The sequence below is a fragment of the Sorangium sp. So ce145 genome (genome assembly GCF_051525985.1).
Lineage (GTDB): Bacteria > Myxococcota_A > Polyangia > Polyangiales > Polyangiaceae > Sorangium > Sorangium cellulosum_B.
Window position 1 is genome coordinate 8818731 of the sequence record NZ_CP150315.1, and the last position, 17947, is coordinate 8836677.

A 17947-nucleotide genomic window follows, 5' to 3' on the forward strand; every position below is an offset into this window, starting at 1 on the left:
GGCGCCGGGGGAGCGCTCCCGTCAGCCCGCCTACGCCGGCAGGGAGACCGAGGGGAGGCCGACGCTGGAGAGGTAGGCTTCCAGAGCCGGTGCATGATCGGACGACACGATGGCGCCGATATATCCGTCCGGCCGGACGAGCACCCAGTCGCCGAGCGACACGCCATAAGCATCGCGGAGATGGCCGCCGTCATCGAGAATGTCGCCGTGCGGCCCCACGCCGTGGATGTGAAGTCCGGGGCGCGGCTTGACGGCCGAGAGCCGGTCCAGCCCGTAACCCAGCAAGGTCCAATGCGGACCTTGAAAGAGCTTGAAGAGCCGTGTCGGCATCCCCGCCACGCCGCGGACAGGCGCGTCCGGCGCTCGGTCGCCCGCGCGGAGGCCGCCGCTGCGCTCCGGCTTTCCCATGGCCAGCGACGACTCGGGGTATCCCAGATCGAGCTGATGCACCTCGCGACCGCGGCGCATGGCGCCTCGCTTGGCCGCCTCCAGGAGCTTCGTCGTCAGGCCGAGCGTCTCCGCGGCGATCGGCCGGCGCTCCTCCTCGTAGGTCGCGAGCAGCGTCTCCGGCGCACCTGCCAGAACGGCGGCGAGCTTCCAGCCGAGGTTGTAGGCGTCCTGCAGGCTCGTATTGAGTCCCTGCCCACCCGTCGGCGGGTGGATATGCGCGGCATCGCCGGCGAGGAAGACGCGCCCGTCCCGGTAACGGTCGGCGAGGCGCGCGTTCATGGTGTAGGCGGAGGCCCAGGAGACCGAACGGATCACGATGTCGCCTCGGCCCGTGCGGCCCGTGACCATCGCTGTAAGGCCTTCCGCGGAGAGATCGACATCGCCCTCCAGAGGAATCGGGGCCTGCAACTGGAACATGTCGGTGCCGACGAGCGGGCACAGCGACATCTGCTTTTCCATCGACCCGTTGTTGAAGCGATGCCAGGCGGCCCTGCTGAGCCCATCCAGGATGACGTCGGCGACGACCGCGCGCACCCCCAGGGTCTTGCCGGGAAAGTCGATCGCGAGCGCGTGCCGTACGACGCTGCGGCCGCCGTCCGCTCCGACGAGGTAACGGACGCGGACGGTCTCCTCGCCCGTCGGGCCGGCGATGCGGGCGTTGACGCCCTCGCCATCCTGCTCGAAGCGTTTCAGCTCGCGGCCGAACTCCGGGTGCTTCCCGAGCTCCGCCAGACGCTCGCGCATCGCGGCTTCGGTCAGGAATTGAGGCACAAGGAGCGGCAGATGATAGGGCTCGCCAGGCGTCGGGTCCTGAGGCTCCATGATCTGCGACTCCTCGTAGCCTCCGTCGTCGCGATAGTCCCGCGGGGGTGGGTACAGGCCGCCGGCCGCAACGACGCGATCGAGGATGCCCAGATCCTCGAACACCTCCTGGCTGCGCGGCTGGATCCCTTTGCCGCGCGAGCCGCGAAATGGCCCGTCCAGCCGGTCGATGAGCCGGAACGCAACGCCCCGACGGGCGAGCTCAATGGCGAGGGTCAACCCAGCAGCACCTGCGCCAACGATCAGTACATCCGTCGAAAAATTAGGTTCCACGGCGAGCTCCGTTTTTTGGACCGCGTTTCAAATATGTGTACTGTGCATATAGTTGCACCCTCCGAAGCGTCAAGAGAATTTGTGCAAAATACACGGATTACAAAAAAGAAGCTCCGCGAGCTCCACGGAGCCATGGTCGATCTGGTCGCGCTCATGAATCAGCCGCAGCGCGATCAGGCGCTGCTCGCGGAGGCAGGCATCTCCCTGGATCGAGCCCTCTTTCCGCTGCTGGTCGGGATCGAGCGCTTCGGGCCGATCGGCGTGGTCGACCTCTCGGACCGAGCCGGGCGCGATTACACGACCGTCAGCCGCCAGGTCGCGAAGCTCGAGAGCCTGGGGCTGATCGAACGTCGACCGAGCCCGGCCGATCGTCGCATCCATGAAGCGGTGATCACCGACAAGGGGCGGCAGATGACGGACGCCTTGGACGCCGCGCGTCAGAGACTCGCGGCCCCTGTCCTCGCCAAGTGGAGTGAGGAAGACTTCAGCGACCTGGTGCGCCTGATGCGCCGGTTCGTGGACGACTTGATGACGCCGTCAAGCGGAACGGACAAGACCTGAGGGGTCGCAGACCTCCCGCGGCGCCGTCGTGGTGCCGGCAGGCCGTGGAGCGAGAGCGGCCCCCCTGTGAGGTATGGACTAGCTCCCGGAGCACCCGCTCGAGCACAGGACGAACGCCTCGCACTCCTCGCTTTGCATGCAGTCGTCCCCGCTGGAGGCGTAGCAGGCGGCGTCCGCAGAGAGCGCCGCCATGCACTCCATGCACTCAGCGTTGTCCCGCAGCGCCGCCACGTCGACGCCCCCCTCCTCCACACAGGCATCGGTCGCCTCATCCGCCGTATCGCACGTGGCGGCGCACGGAGCGCCGGCCTCACAGCCACAGAACCCGATCGTCAACGCGAGGAGCGCGCCAGCCCCAGCCCGGTGCGCATCGATGCAGCACTCCGTGCACGCGTCTCCGGTCGCGCCGGCGCACTCGCTGCCTCCGCCAGCGCCCCCCTCGCCCTCCACCCCCGCCGCGCCCCCCTCCCCCGCGGTCGATGAGACCGCAATCGAAACGGTCGCGCCGGACGCGCCGCCCTGGCCGTCTGCACCGCCCGGGCCGCCCGCGTCGCGAGCTCCGTCATCGCCGGAACACGCCGCAAGCGCGCACATCGTGGTCAGAATCGCCGCGAAGCCGAACGTCTTCATACTGCACCCCCTCTCCAGAAAACAGCGCACGTCCGGCTCGGACGAGCAGACGCCAGGCGCCGCCGGTCTCCGAGAGCCGCGCCTGCGCGCGGCGCCATGCGATGACACTCAGGCTCTGCCCTGTACCGGATGTCCCTCGGATATACTCTCTGCCGCACGAACGGCCATGTCGATCGCCGCACCAGCGGCGCTCCATGTGCATCGCTTCGCTCTGACCGATTGCGCCCATGACGCGCAACGACGGGTCCGTCATCGACGCTTCATTCAGCAAGCGCGGCCAGCGCCCCTGAGCGCCAACGAGGGACGAGTCGCTCCTCCCGCCCTTCTTCACGCTCGAAGCGTCCATTGGCAGCCCCACCCTGAGCGCCGCGAAGGCGCCTGTCGCGCCGCCCCGCCCGTCGCGCCGGCTCTCCTGTCGCGCTCACCCGCGCTCGGGCTCGCGCGGCCGCCCATCCCGATCGGGATTTTCCTTAAAACGTACGCCTGCTTGGCCGCGACGCGCGCGCTCCAATGAGCACTGGACGCAGCGCTCACCTCGCTGGCAGGCTGCCCGCCGGCGAGGCTCCTCGTCAGGGGCCTCGGTGAGCGATGCAGGCAGGAGACATCATCGACGGCCGGTTCTGCATCGAGCACCTCGCGGCCTCAGGCGGGATGGGGTCGGTCTACCGGGCCCGCGATCAGGAGACGAGCGAGGCGGTCGCGATCAAGCTCCTGACCACCGAGAGCGCGCAGCACCTCGTCCGCTTCGGGCGTGAGGCCCACGCGCTCGCAGCGGCCCGCGTGCCCGGCGTCGTGCGGTACGTCGCGCACGGCGCCACCGCGTGGGGACAGCCGTACCTCGCCATGCAGTGGCTCGACGGCGAGACGCTCTCCGACCGGGTCATCCGCCAGGGCCTCACCCTCGAGGAGACCCTCGAGCTCGGCCTCCACGTCGCGAGGGCGCTCGGCGCCATCCACAGGCTCGGGCTCGTCCACCGCGACCTGAAGCCGAGCAACCTGCTGCTCGAAGGCGGCTCGCTCGAGCGCGTGCACCTCATCGACTTCGGCCTCGCCCGCGCCGTCACCGACGAGCCGCTCACGGCCGCGGGCCTCGTCCTGGGCACGCCCGGGTACATGGCCCCCGAGCAGGCGCGCGGCGAGCTCAGCGTCGACGCCCGCGCCGACGTGTTCGCCCTCGGCTGCATCCTCTACCGCTGCCTCACCGGCCGCGCCGCCTTCCAGGGCAACGCCGGGCTCGCCGTGCTGATGAAGGTCCTCCTCGAGGAGCCGCCCCGCGCGCGCGACCTCCGGCCCGGCACCCCCGCCGCGCTCGACGATCTCGTCGCCCGCATGCTGGCGAAATCCCCGCTGGACCGGCCGGCCGATGGAAGCGCCGTGGCGGCCGAGCTCGCCACGATCGGCGCGCCCGAGAGCAGCGTCGGCGGGCCCCGCTCCTTCCCGCCGCGCGCGGTGGAGCTCACGACCGGCGAGCGACGCGTGACCTGCCTCGTGGTCACCCGCGAGCGCGCTACTAACGCAAGCAGCGCAGCGGAGCCGCGCTGGGGCAACGCAAGCAGCGCGGCGGAGCCGCGCTGGGGCAACACGAGCGCCGCGGCGGAGCCGCGCCAGGCAGAGCTCTGGCAGCTGCACGACGTGGCCGAGCAGTACCGCGGCGAGCTCGAGCTCCTCGAGGGCCGCTCGCCGCTCATCGTGCTGTCCGGCGCGGGCGCGCCGACCGACCTCGCGGCGCGGGCCGCCCGGTGCGCGCTCGCGCTGCAGGAGCTGCTCGGCGGCGCGCCCGTCGCGCTCGCCACCGGCCGGGCGGAGCTCTCGGCGCGCGTGCCCGTCGGCGAGCTCATCGACCGCGCCTTCCAGATGCTCGCCGCCCACGACGACCGCGCCCTCCCCGCGGGCGTCCGCATCGACGAGGTGACCGCGGGCCTCATCGGCATGCGGTTCGACGTCACCGAGGACGCCGCGGGCCGCGTCCTGCACGGGGCGCGCGACGAGCGGACCGCGCAGCTGCTCGGCAAGCCGACCACCTACGTGGGCCGCGAGCGCGAGCTCGCCATGCTCGTGGCCGAGGTCGATCGCTGCATCGACGAGGGCGCCGCGGGCGCGGTGCTCGTGACGGCCGAGGCCGGGATGGGCAAGTCGCGCCTGCGAAAAGAGCTCATCCGCAAGCTCCGCGAGCGGGGAGACAGGATCGAGGTCTGGATCGGCCAGGGCGACCCCATGGGCGCCGGCGCGGCCTTCGGCCTGCTCGCGAGCGCGCTCCGGGACGCCCTCGGCGTCGCCGACGGCGAGCCCCTGGAGGCGCGGCAGCGCAAGGTCCGGAGCCGCGTGGAGCAGTACGGGGGCACCGACGCGCCCCGCGTCGCGGCCTTCCTCGGCGAGCTCGTCGGCGCGCCGTTTCCCGACGAGCACGACGTGCAGCTCCGGCTCGCGCGGCGCGACGCCGTGCTGATGGGCGACCAGCTCCGCCACGCCTGGGAGGGCTTCCTCGGGGCGGCGTGCCGCGCGGGGCCGGTGCTCCTCGTGCTCGAGGATCTCCAGTGGGGCGACCTCCCCACCGTCACGATGGTCGACGAGGCGCTGCGCCAGCTCAAGGACATGCCGCTGCTCGTGCTGGCGCTGGGGCGGCCCGACGTGCGCCGGCTCTTCCCGAAGCTCTGGGAGGGCCGGCTGGCCCACGAGCTCCACCTCACGCCGCTCCCGCGCCGCGCGAGCGAGCGGCTCGTGCGCGAGGCGCTGGGCGCGCACGCGCGGCACGACCTCGTGGGGAGGCTCGTCGAGCGCGCCGACGGCAACGCGTTCTTCCTCGAGGAGCAGATCCGCGCGGCCGCCGAGGGCAACAGCGAGGGCCAGCCGGAGACGGTGGTGGCCATGGTGCAGGCGCGGCTGGAGACGCTCGACGCCGAGGCGCGGCGGCTCCTCAGGGCGGCGAGCATCTTCGGCGAGACGTTCAGGTCGAGCGCGGTCGCGGCGCTCCTCGGGAGCGCCGACATCGCGCAGGTCCTCGCGGAGCTGCTCCGGCGCGAGGTGATCGTGCGGCGGGGCGAGGGGCGGCCGCGGGACGACGCGGAGTACTGCTTCCGCCACGCGCTCGTCCGCGAGGCGGCCTACGGCATGCTGACGGCGCGCGACCTCCGCATCGGCCACGCGCTCGCGGGCAGCTTCCTCGAGGCCGCCGGCGAGGGCGATCCGAGGGCGCTCGCCGAGCACTTCGAGCGCGGCGAGGAGCCCGAGAAGGCCGCCGAGTGGTACCTGCGCGCGGCCGACAACGCGCTCCGCGGCAACGACCTCGCCGAGGCGATCGCCTGCGCCGAGCGCGGCATCGCCTGCAGGCCGGATCCCGCCGCGGTGGGCGCGCTCCGCCTGGTCGAGGCCGAGGCGCTGCTCTGGCGCGGCGAGCCGGCCCTCGCGGAGCAGCGCGGGATCGAGGCGACGCGGCACCTCGTGCCGGGCTCCGTGGCGTGGTTCTCGGCGTTCACGCAGCTCGCGGGGGCGGGGCACAAGCAGGGCCACTACGAGCGCGTCGAGCGCTGGATGATGGTCGTCCTCGGCACGGAGCCGCTCGACGGCGCGCGCATCGCGAGGAACGCCTGCCTGCTCGAGGGGGCGATCGTGCTCCTGCTCGGCGGCCGCTACGCGTGCGTCGACGCGCTGATCGACGCGGTCGAGCGCGCGACGGAGGACGCGTCGGCCGCGGATCTCATGATCGAGGCGAAGCTCCTCTACCTGCACGGGCTCCTCCGGCAGCACAACGGCGATCCGAGCGCCTGCATCGCGAGCATGGGCGCGGCGCTCGCCGCGTTCGAGGACATCGGCGATCGCCGCGAGGCGTGCCGCGCGCGGCTCAACATGGGCCTCTGCTACGTCCAGTTCGGGTACTTCGAGGCGGCGGCGGGGGTGCTGCGCGCCGGGCTCGAGGAGGCGGAGCGGATGGCGCTCGACGACCGGGTCCCGAACGCGCTGCAGAACCTCGGCCTCGCGCTGGCCCACGCGGGCGAGGTCGACGCGGCGAAGGCGGCCTTGCGGAGCTCGATCGAGGCGCTCACGCGCCGCGGCGACCGTCGGCGGGAGTGCGAGAGCCGGCTCCAGCTCGCGCGCGTCCTGCTCCTCGCGGGCGAGCCCGCGCTCGCCGAGGCGGAGTCGCAGGCGGCCGAGGCGCTCGCGCGGGGGGTGCCGGAGCGGCTCCCCGCGGCCATCGCGGCGCGCGCGCGCGCGCTGCTCGATCTCGGGCGCGCCGGAGAGGCGCTCGCCGCCACGACGCAGGCCCTGTCCCTGCTCGAGTCGGGCCACCGTGACGAGGAGGGCCCGCTGGTGCGCCTGGTCCACGCCGAGGCGCTGGCCGCGACGGGCCAGATGGCCGAGGCCAAGGGCGCCATCGCCCTGGCCCGCAACGGGCTGCTCGTGCGGGCCGGGAGGATCGGCGATCCCGTCTGGCGCGAGCGCTTCTTGCGCGATGTCCCCGACAACGCGCGGATCCTGGAGCTCGCGCAAGGCTGGCTCGACGGACACGCGCCCTGAAGCGTCAGCCGCCCTGTGGCGAGAGGCCATCACGGCGTCCGGGGGAGCCCACATGGCGGTGATTCCGGCCCTCAGGGGGAGCATCTTTTTGTCACCCGGGACAGGAGACGTCGCAAGTAAGCTGAGCCTCTATCTCTGACCTCCTGTTCGAACACAGGGAGGCAGCTCCATGCTCAGGTCGTCCGTCATTCTGATTCCCCTCGAGACGGACACCGACTGCGGCGGCGGCGCCGCGCCGCGCGACGACAACCCGGCGTGCCCGCCGTGCAAGACCAGCAAGGGCTGCGCGGCGGGCTCGGATTGCGAGTCGAGCGCCCCGCGCAAAGCGGGCGGCGGCCGCGCTCACCGGCGCCGCCGCCCGGCCGACGAGCTCACTGCGCCGGTTCGGGATCGCAGCCGTAGAGGACGTCGACCGCCGCCATGGCGTCGTCCTGGACCAGCCGGCACGCGTCGGGGCAGAGCGAGATCATGTCGTTCTCGATGTAGAAGGAGCCCGGGGCGCACGCTGCCGCGCTCGCCACCTGGGCGAACGATTGCGGCTCGCTCCCGTCGCCGGGCGTGTACTGGACGACCACGGTCGAGAGGTCGATGATCTCCCCCGGCGGCGAGTCCGGCACCTCGAACTCGCACGCGACCACCGCGCCCGTGATGACGCCCTCCGCGATCGCCTGGAACACCACATCATAAGAGTCCGTCTGGCAGAGCGGGAACCTGAGGCCACCCGTCCGCTTGCTGAGCGTCTGGTAGCCCGTGCCCGGCGCCACGGCGGTGCCGCACGTCTCCTCGACGACGTCCGCGTCGGGCGCGTAGGCGTCCGTAACGGTCGTGTTCTCGTGGAGCCCGACGATGCTGTGAAAGACGTAGTTGGGCGCGGTCGCGTCGCCGAAGACCGCCGGATCCAGGCCGAACAGCAGCTCCTCGAAGTCCGTGGCGACCTCCTCCCAGGGCTGCCGCGTGTCGTCGATATAGATGTTGCGGGGGAGGTGCGTCGACTGGCAGCCCACGTGGTCGTCGGTGATCACGGTGATCACCTTGAACGAGTCCTCGCGCACCCACTCCGACCACCCGGACGGCGCCACGCCGTGCTGGTCGGGCAGGCCGCCGTTGTAGCTTCCGAGGAGCACGCAGAGCGCGTCGTTGCTCCTGATCTCGTGGCTGTAATGGTAGAAGACGGGCGGGTTGTTCCCCGGCGCCTCCGGCACCGGGGTGCAGCTCGCGGCGCTGAGCGGGGCGCCGACGCAGATCGAATCGTCGACCTCCGCAGCGCCGTGCGCGGAGATCATGATGACGCGGTAATCGATGCCGCTCTCGCCGATGATCGAGGCGAAGCTCTCATTGATGTTGTTCTGTACGCTGATGATCTCGTTCGCCATGCTGGGCGAGTTGTCGATGACGAACACGATGTCGACCGGCCGCTTCGTGAGCGTGGCCTCTGCGACCGTGGCGACACAGGCCGTATCGGGCGTCACGGGGCCGCTGCCACCCGTGTTGGAGCCGCTGGAGCCGTTGCCGATCATCCCGCCGTCGTCACCGCCCTCGCCGCCCCCGCCCCCGCTCCCGCCCGCGCCGCCCTCGCCGCCCCCGCCCGTGCCGCCGGCTCCACCGACGTTCGCTCCAGCCGTCGCGCCCGCATCGCCCTCCGCCCCGGAGCTGCAGGAGCACCCTGCGGCGCCGGTCATCACCAGAACACCCAACCCAAGAAGCGGAACCAACATGGTAGACCGGGAGAGCTTCACATGAACCTCGACCGCTAGGGCGCATGAACGCGCTATTTCAGATTGCACAATTGCAACGAGATGTGGTGACGATTTTGACCTGACCGCGATTTTTCTCGGAGGCTGTTCCATGACATGTGTCATGGAAGCGTCTTTGTCATTCCACGTGGTGCGCACGGCGAGGCGCGGTGGATGGAGGCGCGGGCACGGCCACGTGGCCACGCTCCACGCGTAGCGCGAAGCGAGGGCGCCGGCTGGAACGCGGCGCCGCGGCGCCGCGGCGCGTCGGGCGCCTCGGCTCCTCGGACGCTCCGCGTGGGCTGGATGGTCTCTGCACAATGCGCCCCTAGGATGCAGGTATGAGCCTACGTCATGACTTTCCTCGCATCGGCATCGATGCGATCGCGCTCGCCGTCCCCCGCCGCTTCGTCGAGCTCACCGAGCTCGCCGAGGCGCGTGGCATCGCGCCCTCCAAGTACCTGACCGGCCTGGGGACCCGCCGGATGGCGATCGCCGCGCCCGACGAGGATCCGATCACCCTCGGCGCCAACGCGGCCCGCCGGCTGTTCCAGCGGTCGGGCGCGAGCCCCGCGGACATCGGGCTCTGCGTCGTGGGCACCGAGACCGCCGTGGACCACGCGAAGCCGGCGGCCTCCTTCCTCCACGGCCTGCTCGGGCTGCCGAGCGCGTGCCGGGTCTTCGAGGCCAAGCACGCCTGCTTCGGGGGCACCGCGGGCCTCCTCAACGCGGTGGACTGGATCGCCTCGGGCTCGGCCCGCGGCCGCGCCGCGCTCGTCGTGTGCTCGGACGTGGCGCGTTACGCGCTCGGCTCCGCGGGCGAGCCCACCCAGGGCGCCGGCGCCGTGGCGCTGCTCGTGCGCGAGCGCCCGCGCCTCGTCGAGATCGAGGTCGGCCAGACCGGCACGTATGCGCGCGACGTCTACGATTTCTGGCGGCCGCTCCACCACAAGGAGGCGCTCGTCGACGGCCACTACTCGGTGCAGTGCTACCTCGACGCCCTCGCAGGGGCCTACGGCGACTGGCGCCGCGTGGCGGGCGACGGTGATCCCCTCGCGCGCACCTGCTATCACGTCCCCTACGGCAAGATGGCCCGCAAGGCCCACCGCCACCGGCTGGCGATGGACGGCCTGACCGAGCAGGCCGCCGACGAGAGCTTCGCCGTCGAGGTGGAGCCGTCGCTCGACCTGCCGTCGCGCATCGGCAACATCTACACGGGCTCGCTCTACCTGGCGCTCGCGTCCCTGCTCAACGCGGAGGCCCGCGCGCTCGAGGGGCAGCGCGTCGGGCTGTTCAGCTACGGCTCGGGCTGCTGCGCCGAGTTCTTCGCGGGCAGGATCGGACCGGAGGCCGGGGCGCTCGTGGCCGCCCTCGAGATCGACGCCCCGCTCGACGGGTGCCGTCGCGCCTCGGTCGCGGAGTACGAGGCGCTGCGCCAGGGCGACGAGGCCGCCGACCGCCGGCCGGCGCCCGAGGGCGCCGAGCGCGGGGGCGCGAGCCTCGACAGCCGGGTGGCGTACCTGGGGCTCGACTCGAGCGAGCGGCGCGTCTACGCGAACGAGTGAGCGCCGGAGCGGGCAGCTCGCTCAGCCGGAGCCGGACGAGGGGGACGTGAGCTCCGAGAGCTTCACGGTGAAGAGCTCCGCCCCGCCGGCCGCGGCGACGACGACCCGAAGCGTGCCGGAGGGGGCCGGCCGCTTCAGGCGCGCGGCGACCGCGCGCGTGACCGGCGCGAGCGGCGCGAGGCTCTCGGCCATCGCCGAGCGCGCCATCACGCCGACCAGCATCGGCGCGCGCTCGCCCGCGGCCAGGGCGTCGCGGAGCATGCGCTCCGGTTCGAGAGCCGGGTCGCGCTGCTGCAGGCCGATCGCGATGAGGTAGCCCGTCGGTTCTCGCAAGGAGAGGAGATAACCCGTCAGCGGCGCGGGGGCGCTGCTGCGGGCCGGGAGGCTCTGCAGCAGGCGCGCGAGCTCCGGGCGATGTTCGGCGAGCAGCTCGGCCCGCTCCTCGTGATCGGACATGCCCGCCCGCCCCTGCTTCGCCTGGGCGTTCGGCGTGAGACCGCGATGCCGCGGGGTGATCGTCGCTGCGTCTTTCGGGACCATGTTCCTCCAGCGAGGGCTCCTGCCCTCCGTGTTGTTTGTTCCGGTCACCGCGCCGCGCGTGTCACGAAATCGGACGCGGCCGCGCGTCGCTCGCAAACGCGGGCCGCGCGGCGGCGGCTGCGCCCCTCGTCCATCGCGAGGGCGTGGCCCCCGCCCGCGGCGAGGGCGCGGCCCCCGCCCGCGGCGAGGGCGCGGCCCCCGTCCGCGGCGAGGGCGCGGACCTTGCGATGAGGCGCCGCGAGCTCGCTGCCCTCCGGCGCGGAGCGCTCCGGCGCCCGGCGCGCCTGCGCGGAGGAGCGCCAGCCAGAGGGAGATCCAGCCTATGCGAGATCGAATGGGGAGGATGGGACAGGTGATGGCCGCAGCCGCCATGGTGGGGGGCTGCGCCTCCACCGAGGCGCCGCGAGACCCCGCGCCGTCGATGGACGGCGCGGCGGCGGCGCCCGCGGCGCCCGACACGGCGCTGGGCCCCGCGCGCCTGCGGGCGGCGTACATCGCGGCCGTGCAGGCGTCGGCGCCCGAGGGCTACCGGGTGATCGAGGCGTCACCGGGCGGGAACGAGGCGAGCCTGCGCGCGCCGAACCCGGCGCACCGGCTCGCGGCCGATTTCAGCGCGTCGGGCGTGCGGATCGCCCCGGAAGGCGAGGCGCGGTGGAGCTTCTCGATGGCCGCCGCCCGGTACGGCTGCGCGGGCGATCTGCGCGAGGCGCCGCGCGCGGCCCCGAGCGCCACGAAGAACCGCGTGGAGCTCCGCCGGCAGGGCACATCGCCGGGCGAGGGGCTCGTGGAGTGGTACGTGAACGGGCCGCTCGGGCTTGAGCAGGGCTTCACGGTGCCCGGGGCGCCGCCCTGCCTCGCCCCCGGGGACCAGGACCTCGTCATCGAGCTCGCCCTGGGCGGCGATCTCCGCGCGACGCCGCTCGCCGGCGGCGAGGGGGTCGCGCTGCGCGAGGCGTCCGGCGCGGTGGCGATGCGGTACACGGATCTCCACGCCACCGACGCCGCGGGGCGGACGCTTCCCGCGTGGATGGAGCTCGGCGTCGACGAGCGCACGCTGTCGCTGCGCGTGGACACCGCCGGGGCCGCGTACCCGGTGACGGTGGATCCGCTCGCCGCCTCGGAGCGGGCGGCGCTCATCGCGGTCGACGGCTCGACCCCGATCCACCTGAACGGCGACGCGATCGCCATGTCGGGCGACACCGCGATCGTCGGGGCGCCCGGGAGCGCGGCGTACGTGTTCGTGAAGAGCGGCGGCGCCTGGACGCAACAAGCCAGGCTCGTCCCGGGCGACGGGGCCGCGGGCGACGGATTCGGCGCCTCGGTCGCGATCTCGGCGGACACGGCCGTGGTCGGGGCGCCCTGGGGGACCGGGGGCGCGGGCGCCGCCTACGTGTTCGTGCGGAGCGGGGGCGTGTGGTCCGAGCAGGCCAAGCTCGTCGCGAGCGGCGGGTCGTCGAACCCCGCGGGCGGGGCGGTCGCGGTCGACGGCGACCGGGCCGTCCTCTCCGCCGAGACGTCGGCCTACGTGTTCTCCCGCAGCGGCGGCGCCTGGAGCGAGGAGGTCGAGCTCGTCGCCCCGGCCGGCGCCAACGCCTGGAGCGCGCCGCCCGTCGCGATCGAGGGCGGCACGGTGGTCGTGGGCTCGCCGGGCGACTCGTCGTGGTGGGAAGGCGACGGCGAGGGCGCCGCCTACGTGTTCGACGCGAGCGACTGGGGCGGCGCGCACCGGCTCGCCGCGGACCCGCCCCAGGCATTCGACCGCTTCGGGAGCTCGGTCGCGATCTCGGGCGGGCGCATCCTCGTGGGCGCGCCGGGCGTCCTCAGCCCGCCGATGCCGTGGTACGAGCTCGGGCGCGGCCTGGCCTACGTGTTCGACCGCGGGGCGAGCGGCTGGCGCCAGGACTCCCGGCTGATCGCGACCGACGGCAGGACGGGGGACGGCCTGGGAAGCGCCGTGGCGCTCTCCGGCAGCATGGCGGTCGCCGGCGCGATCCTGGCCGACCGCGTCGATCAGCCGGACGCGGGCGCGGCGTACGTGTTCTCGCCGGCGAGCGGCGAGTGGATCGAGATCGAGAAGGGCAGGCTCACCGGCGACGGCCCGACCGACGGCGCCTTCGGCAAGGCCGTCGCCGTGTCGGGGAGCTCGGTCATCGCGGGCTCTCCCGCGTACGCGTTCGAGCTCGCGCAGGACAGCGACGGCGACGGGGTGGTCGACGACGACGACAACTGCCCTGCCGCCGCGAACCCGTCGCAGGTGGACGCCGACGCCGACGGGCACGGCGACGCGTGCGACCCGCGGTGCGTGACCTTCCGGCGCGGCCTCGGCGGGGACGTGGCCGACGCGACGCTCTGGCAGGTGTCGCCCACGTGGAACGACGGCGCGAGCACCACGCTCTCGACGGGCACCGGCACGGGCGGCGTCCGGCGGAGCCTCCTCCGGTTCGACCTCGCCGGCGTCCCGGCGAGCGCGGAGATCGCCTCGGCGACGCTGTCGCTGTACCAGACGTACAAGATCGAGAGCAGCACCGTGCGCGTCCACCGGGCCACCGCCGCGTGGACGGAGTCGGGCGTCACGTGGGGCAACTTCGGCGGCGGCGGCCATTTCGATCCGGCGATCGAGGCCTCCTTCGTCACCGGCGGTCCTTCCGGCACCACCGGCTTCCGGAACGTCGACGTGACCGCGCTCGCGCAGGCCTGGGTGAGCGGCGAGCTCGCCAACCACGGCGTGCTGATCGAGGAGGCCGCGGTGACCCGGAGCACCCTGCGGAGCAGCGAGAGCGCGAGCGCCGCGGAGCGGCCGGCGCTCACGGTCTGCTATCACGACACCTGCGAGGACGGCATCCGGAACGGCGCCGAGTCCGGCGTGGACTGCGGGGGCCCGAGCTGCGCCCCGTGCGCCCCCGGCAGCGTCCTCTGGAGCAAGCGCTTCGTCAACGGCTGGCACGAGTCGATGCGCGCGCGCGCCGTCGCGGTCGACAGCGCGGACAGCGTGATCTTCGGCGGCTACGCCTATGGCACGATCGACTTCGTCGGGCAGGGCGACCCGACGCTCATGGAGATGTTCAACACCAAGTTCCTCGCCAAGCTCGACGCCGCGGGGAACCACGTGTGGGACGAGCGCCCGCTCGGCGGCAGCACCTTCCTGAGCCTCGCCGCGTCGGACACCGGCGAGCTGATCGCGGGCTCGAACTCCGGCCTGCAGCGGTTCACCGCGGCGGGCGATCTCCTCGCGGAGGCCGCTGGCCTCGGCCAGGTCAAGGTCGCCAGCGCCGGCGCGGGCGCCGCGCTCGCCGGCGTCGTGTGGGACACGGTCGATCTCGGCACCGGCCCCCTCGCCGGCGGGCCGGGCAGCGATCTCCTGGTCGCGAAGCTCGACGCGGCGGGCGCGCCGATCTGGATCAGGACCTTCGCGAGCGACCCGTACGACAGCGACCCTGCGAGCGTCACCGTGGACGGCGCGGGCAATGTCATCGTCCTCGGCCGCTTCTCCGGCGCGCTCGACCTCGGCGGCGGACCGCTGGCGAGCTCGCCGACGGCTCACGGCATGTACCTGGCGAAGTTCGACGCGGCAGGGAATCACGTCTTCAGCCAGGTCGTCTCCGGCACGCCGGATGACGCGGACGTCGCCGCGACCCCGTCCGGGGAGCTGATCGTCGCCCTGGGCACGACCGTGACCAAGCTCACCGCCTCGGGCGCGCCCCTGTGGAGCGTCGATACGACGGGCCTCGGCCTGCTCTCCAACACCTGGGGCATCCCTGCCGTCGCCCTCGACGGCGCCGGCAACGTGTTCATCAACCCGCCCGGCGCGATCGCGAAGCTCTCGCCGTCGGGCGCCGTATTGTGGTCGGTCGACCCGATCGGCAGCGCGGACCGCGGCGATATCTTCGATCTGGCCGTGGACAGCGCCGGCAACGTGATCGGCGTGGGCACGTACGACCGCGGGGACGCGATCGTCGTCAAGCTCGCCCCGTAGCCCGGGCAGCGCCCCGGCGCGCTCGCGGTCGTCGCGGGCTCCTGGCCGCCTGGCCAGGAGCCCGGGCTCACGAGCTCCGCGCGCGTGCGGTCGACTCCAGCCCGCCGGGCACGAAGTCCGTCCCCTTCTGGACACGGTCGTTCCACGTCTCGGGGGGCTTGCCTGAAGGCACCTCCCTCATCGTGATGCACCCCGGCACCGGGCACACAAGCGCGCACAGATTGCAGCCGATGCACTCCTCCTCGTCGACGAACGGGACCCGCGACGGCGCCGCGTCCCCGCTCGGATCCGCCGTCACCGCGCGATCCGGGAGGACCTTCGGGAGGTGGGTGTGGCCCGCCGCGCGCGCCTCCGCCTCCGTCCTCCCCGGCAGGTGGATGCACTGGTGCGCCCCGTCCATGCAGGCGACGTAACAGAGCTGGCACCCGATGCACTTGTCGGCGCTGATGTCCGCGACAACGCGGTACGAGAGGTCGAGCTCGCCCCACTCCTGGACCTGGGGGATCGCCCTGCCGCGCAGCTCGTTCACCGAGCGCATCCCGTGATCGTCGAGCCAGTCGCTGAGCCCCTCGATCATCTCCTCGACGATCCGGTAGCCGTAGTGCATCACCGCGGTGCAGACCTGGACGCTCGTCGCGCCGAGCGCGATGAACTCGGCGGCGTCGCGGGAGTTCGAGATGCCGCCGATGCCGGAGATGGGCAGCCGGCCGACGCCGGGGTGGCGCGCCAGCTGGCTCAGCAGGTGGAGCGCGATCGGCTTGACCGCGGGCCCGCAATACCCGCCGTTCGTCGACGCGCCGCCGACCCGCGGGAGCGGGACCATCCGCTCCAGATCGACGCCCATGAGCGACTTGACCGTGTTGATCAGCGAGACGCCGTGCGCCCCGGAGCGGAGCACGGCCTCGCCCGGCTCCAGGATGTCGCCGACGTTGGGCGTGAGCTTCACGATGACCGGCGTCGTCGCGAACTCGACGGCCCAGCGCGCGATCTCCTGGAGGACCGCCGGCTCGTTGCCGACGGCCGAGCCCATGCCGCGCTCGCACATCCCGTGCGGACAGCCGAAGTTGAGCTCGAGCCCGTCGGCGCCCGTGTCCTCGGCCTTGCGGATGATCTCGCGCCACTCGTCCTTCGTCTCGACCATCAGCGAGGCGATGAGCGCGTGGCCCGGGTAACGCCGCTTGATCTCGCGCATCTCCTTGAGGTTCACGTCGAGCGGGCGATCGGTGATGAGCTCGACGTTGTTGAGCCCCATGAGCCGCGTGTTGCCGTAGTCGATGCCGCCGAACCGGCTCGACACATTGACGATGGGGTTCCCGAGCGTCTTCCAGACGGCGCCGCCCCAGCCGGCGTCGAAGGCGCGCCGGACCTGATCTCCGGTGTTGGTCGGCGGCGCCGAGGCGAGCCAGAACGGGTTCGGGCTCTTGATCCCGGCGAAGTCGATAGAGAGGTCGGCCATCGCTCAGCTCCCTTGCGGTGAGGGCACGGGCGCCGCGCCGCCCGCCTGCGTCATCATCGCTTCATGCATCGCGCGCGCGGCGATCTTCGCCTCGGCGACCGCGTTGACGACCTCCTTGCCGCCGTTCACGCAGTCGCCGCCGCTGTAGACCTTCGGGTTGCCCGTGCGGTGCGTCGCCGGGTCGACCACCACACGCCCCCTCGGGTCGAGCACCACCCCCTCGAACGCGAGCGCCACCTGCGTCGCCCGGCTCTGCCCGATCGCGACCGCGACGAGGTCGGCGGGCAGGAGCTCCTCTCCGGCCGGCCCCGGCGCGGGGCCCCGCGCGCCGGCGTCGGCGGGCGCGATCCGCAGCGCGACGACCTTGCCGCCCTCGCGCACCACCTCGACCGGCACCCGGTTCTCGACGAGGCGCGCGCCGGCGACCCGCGCGCCCTCGAGCTCGTGCGCGTAGCCCGACATCTCGGCCTCGGAGCGGCGGTACACGACGGCCACGTCGACCCCGAGCAGCGCCAGCTCGTGGGCGACGTCGAGCGCCGTGTTGCCGCCGCCGATGACGACCGCGCGCCGCACGCCCGCGAGGTCGAGGCCCGGGTCGGCCTTGAGCCGCTCGATGAACGCTGTCGCGCCCACCACGCCGTCGCCGTCCTCCCCGCGGAGGCCGAGGCGCGCGTCGGCGCCCAGGCCGAGCCCCAGGAAGACCGCGTCGTACTCCGCGACCAGGTCGCGCGCGGAGACCTCCCCCGGCCCGGCCGCCTGCGCGACGACCGAGACGCCGGCGCGGAGCTCGATGTCTCCGAGCGACAGGACCCACTCGAGCTCGTGGAGCGCCTCGTGCCCCTTCATCTTGTAGGGCGCGATCCCGAGCGTGTTCAGGCCGCCGGGGATCGCCTTCCGCTCGAAGATCACGGCGCGGTGCCCCTCGAGGGCGAGGTAGCCCGCCGCGGCGATCGACGCGGGCCCCGCGCCCACGAGCGCGACGCTCTTGCCGGTGGGCGGCTTCGCCCGGAAGATCCGCGGATCGCGCGCGAGGGCCGACTCGACAGCGTAGCGCTGGAGGCGGCCGATCGCGATCGGCTCGCGCCCCCACGCGTTGTAGACGCAGTCGCCCGCGCAGAGCACCTCGACGGGGCAGGCCTGCCCGCACGACTGGCCGAGCAGGTTGGCCGTGAGGATGGTGCGGGCCGCGCCCTTCACCTGACCGCCCGCGATCTTCCGGATGAAACTCGGGATATCGATCGCCGTCGGGCACGCCTTGACGCAGGGCGCGTCGACGCAATAGAGGCACCGGTTCGCCTCGGCGATCGCCTCGGCGTCGGTGTAACGCGGGCTCTTGTCCTCGAATCGCTCTTCGATCCGGCCGGACGGGAGGGCTGAGAGGCGTATCGGGGCTCGGGTCATGCTGGCGCTCGCGCGGCTCCTCTCGAATGGT

At 73.0% G+C, this 17947-nt stretch carries 10 protein-coding genes; 4 read left to right on the forward strand and 6 right to left on the reverse strand.

What is annotated here, in order from left to right; translation table 11 throughout:
• Positions 1 to 30: 30 nt before the first annotated feature.
• Entirely contained in the window at positions 31 to 1545 is a 1515-nt protein-coding gene (locus tag WMF34_RS32645; RefSeq protein ID WP_012239005.1) for an FAD-dependent oxidoreductase, read from the reverse strand.
• A gap of 33 nt (positions 1546 to 1578) precedes the next feature.
• Between WMF34_RS32645 and WMF34_RS32650 the strand changes: the two genes are divergently transcribed.
• On the forward strand, positions 1579 to 2106 hold the full coding sequence (locus WMF34_RS32650) for a MarR family winged helix-turn-helix transcriptional regulator (protein WP_044966356.1): 528 nt from the start codon (positions 1579 to 1581) through the stop codon (positions 2104 to 2106).
• A 78-nt stretch (positions 2107 to 2184) separates the two neighbouring features.
• Here the strand turns inward: WMF34_RS32650 and WMF34_RS32655 are convergent, their stop codons facing one another.
• Positions 2185 to 2736 (reverse strand): hypothetical protein, encoded by a 552-nt coding sequence (locus WMF34_RS32655; protein ID WP_012239007.1) that lies wholly within the window; start codon positions 2734 to 2736, stop codon positions 2185 to 2187.
• A 588-nt stretch (positions 2737 to 3324) separates the two neighbouring features.
• Between WMF34_RS32655 and WMF34_RS32660 the strand changes: the two genes are divergently transcribed.
• A complete protein-coding gene (locus WMF34_RS32660) occupies positions 3325 to 7248 on the forward strand; it encodes a serine/threonine-protein kinase (protein ID WP_437990266.1) in 3924 nt (1307 codons plus the stop codon).
• 371 nt (positions 7249 to 7619) lie between these two features.
• Here WMF34_RS32660 and WMF34_RS32665 read toward each other — a convergent pair whose 3' ends face one another.
• Positions 7620 to 8927: a hypothetical protein gene (locus WMF34_RS32665; protein WP_437990267.1), complete on the reverse strand. Its 1308-nt coding sequence runs from the start codon at positions 8925 to 8927 to the stop codon at positions 7620 to 7622.
• Positions 8928 to 9322: 395 nt separating this feature from the next.
• On the opposite strand from WMF34_RS32665, the gene WMF34_RS32670 reads away from it, so the two are divergent.
• Entirely contained in the window at positions 9323 to 10546 is a 1224-nt protein-coding gene (locus tag WMF34_RS32670; RefSeq protein WP_437990268.1) for a hydroxymethylglutaryl-CoA synthase family protein, read from the forward strand.
• Positions 10547 to 10567: 21 nt separating this feature from the next.
• Here the strand turns inward: WMF34_RS32670 and WMF34_RS32675 are convergent, their stop codons facing one another.
• A complete protein-coding gene (locus WMF34_RS32675; RefSeq protein ID WP_012239011.1) occupies positions 10568 to 11086 on the reverse strand; it encodes a hypothetical protein in 519 nt (172 codons plus the stop codon).
• Positions 11087 to 11441: 355 nt separating this feature from the next.
• Here WMF34_RS32675 and WMF34_RS32680 point away from each other — a divergent pair, with 355 nt between their 5' ends.
• Positions 11442 to 15059 (forward strand): DNRLRE domain-containing protein, encoded by a 3618-nt coding sequence (locus WMF34_RS32680; protein WP_437994679.1) that lies wholly within the window; start codon positions 11442 to 11444, stop codon positions 15057 to 15059.
• Between the two features lie 67 nt (positions 15060 to 15126).
• On the opposite strand, the gene preA is transcribed toward WMF34_RS32680, so the two are convergent.
• Together preA and WMF34_RS32690 are read right to left on the reverse strand one after the other, a co-directional pair.
• Positions 15127 to 16515 carry an NAD-dependent dihydropyrimidine dehydrogenase subunit PreA gene (preA, locus tag WMF34_RS32685; RefSeq protein ID WP_012239013.1) on the reverse strand — a complete coding sequence of 463 codons (1389 nt, stop codon included), beginning with the start codon at positions 16513 to 16515 and terminating at the stop codon, positions 15127 to 15129.
• Between the two features lie 3 nt (positions 16516 to 16518).
• Complete coding sequence (locus tag WMF34_RS32690; protein ID WP_437990269.1) at positions 16519 to 17916, reverse strand: FAD-dependent oxidoreductase; 1398 nt, start codon at positions 17914 to 17916, stop codon at positions 16519 to 16521.
• Between the last annotated feature and the right edge of the window lie 31 nt (positions 17917 to 17947).

What these genes read in the sequence shown, in the direction of transcription:
- WMF34_RS32650 (WP_044966356.1), top strand. Translation starts at nt 1,579, where the DNA reads ATGTGTACTGTGCATATAGTTGCACCCTCCGAAGCGTCAAGAGAATTT.
- WMF34_RS32655 (WP_012239007.1), bottom strand. Translation starts at nt 2,736, where the DNA reads ATGAAGACGTTCGGCTTCGCGGCGATTCTGACCACGATGTGCGCGCTT.
- WMF34_RS32660 (WP_437990266.1), top strand. Translation starts at nt 3,325, where the DNA reads ATGCAGGCAGGAGACATCATCGACGGCCGGTTCTGCATCGAGCACCTC.
- WMF34_RS32665 (WP_437990267.1), bottom strand. Translation starts at nt 8,927, where the DNA reads ATGACCGGCGCCGCAGGGTGCTCCTGCAGCTCCGGGGCGGAGGGCGAT.
- WMF34_RS32670 (WP_437990268.1), top strand. Translation starts at nt 9,323, where the DNA reads ATGAGCCTACGTCATGACTTTCCTCGCATCGGCATCGATGCGATCGCG.
- WMF34_RS32675 (WP_012239011.1), bottom strand. Translation starts at nt 11,086, where the DNA reads ATGGTCCCGAAAGACGCAGCGACGATCACCCCGCGGCATCGCGGTCTC.
- WMF34_RS32680 (WP_437994679.1), top strand. Translation starts at nt 11,442, where the DNA reads ATGGCCGCAGCCGCCATGGTGGGGGGCTGCGCCTCCACCGAGGCGCCG.
- preA (WP_012239013.1), bottom strand. Translation starts at nt 16,515, where the DNA reads ATGGCCGACCTCTCTATCGACTTCGCCGGGATCAAGAGCCCGAACCCG.
- WMF34_RS32690 (WP_437990269.1), bottom strand. Translation starts at nt 17,916, where the DNA reads ATGACCCGAGCCCCGATACGCCTCTCAGCCCTCCCGTCCGGCCGGATC.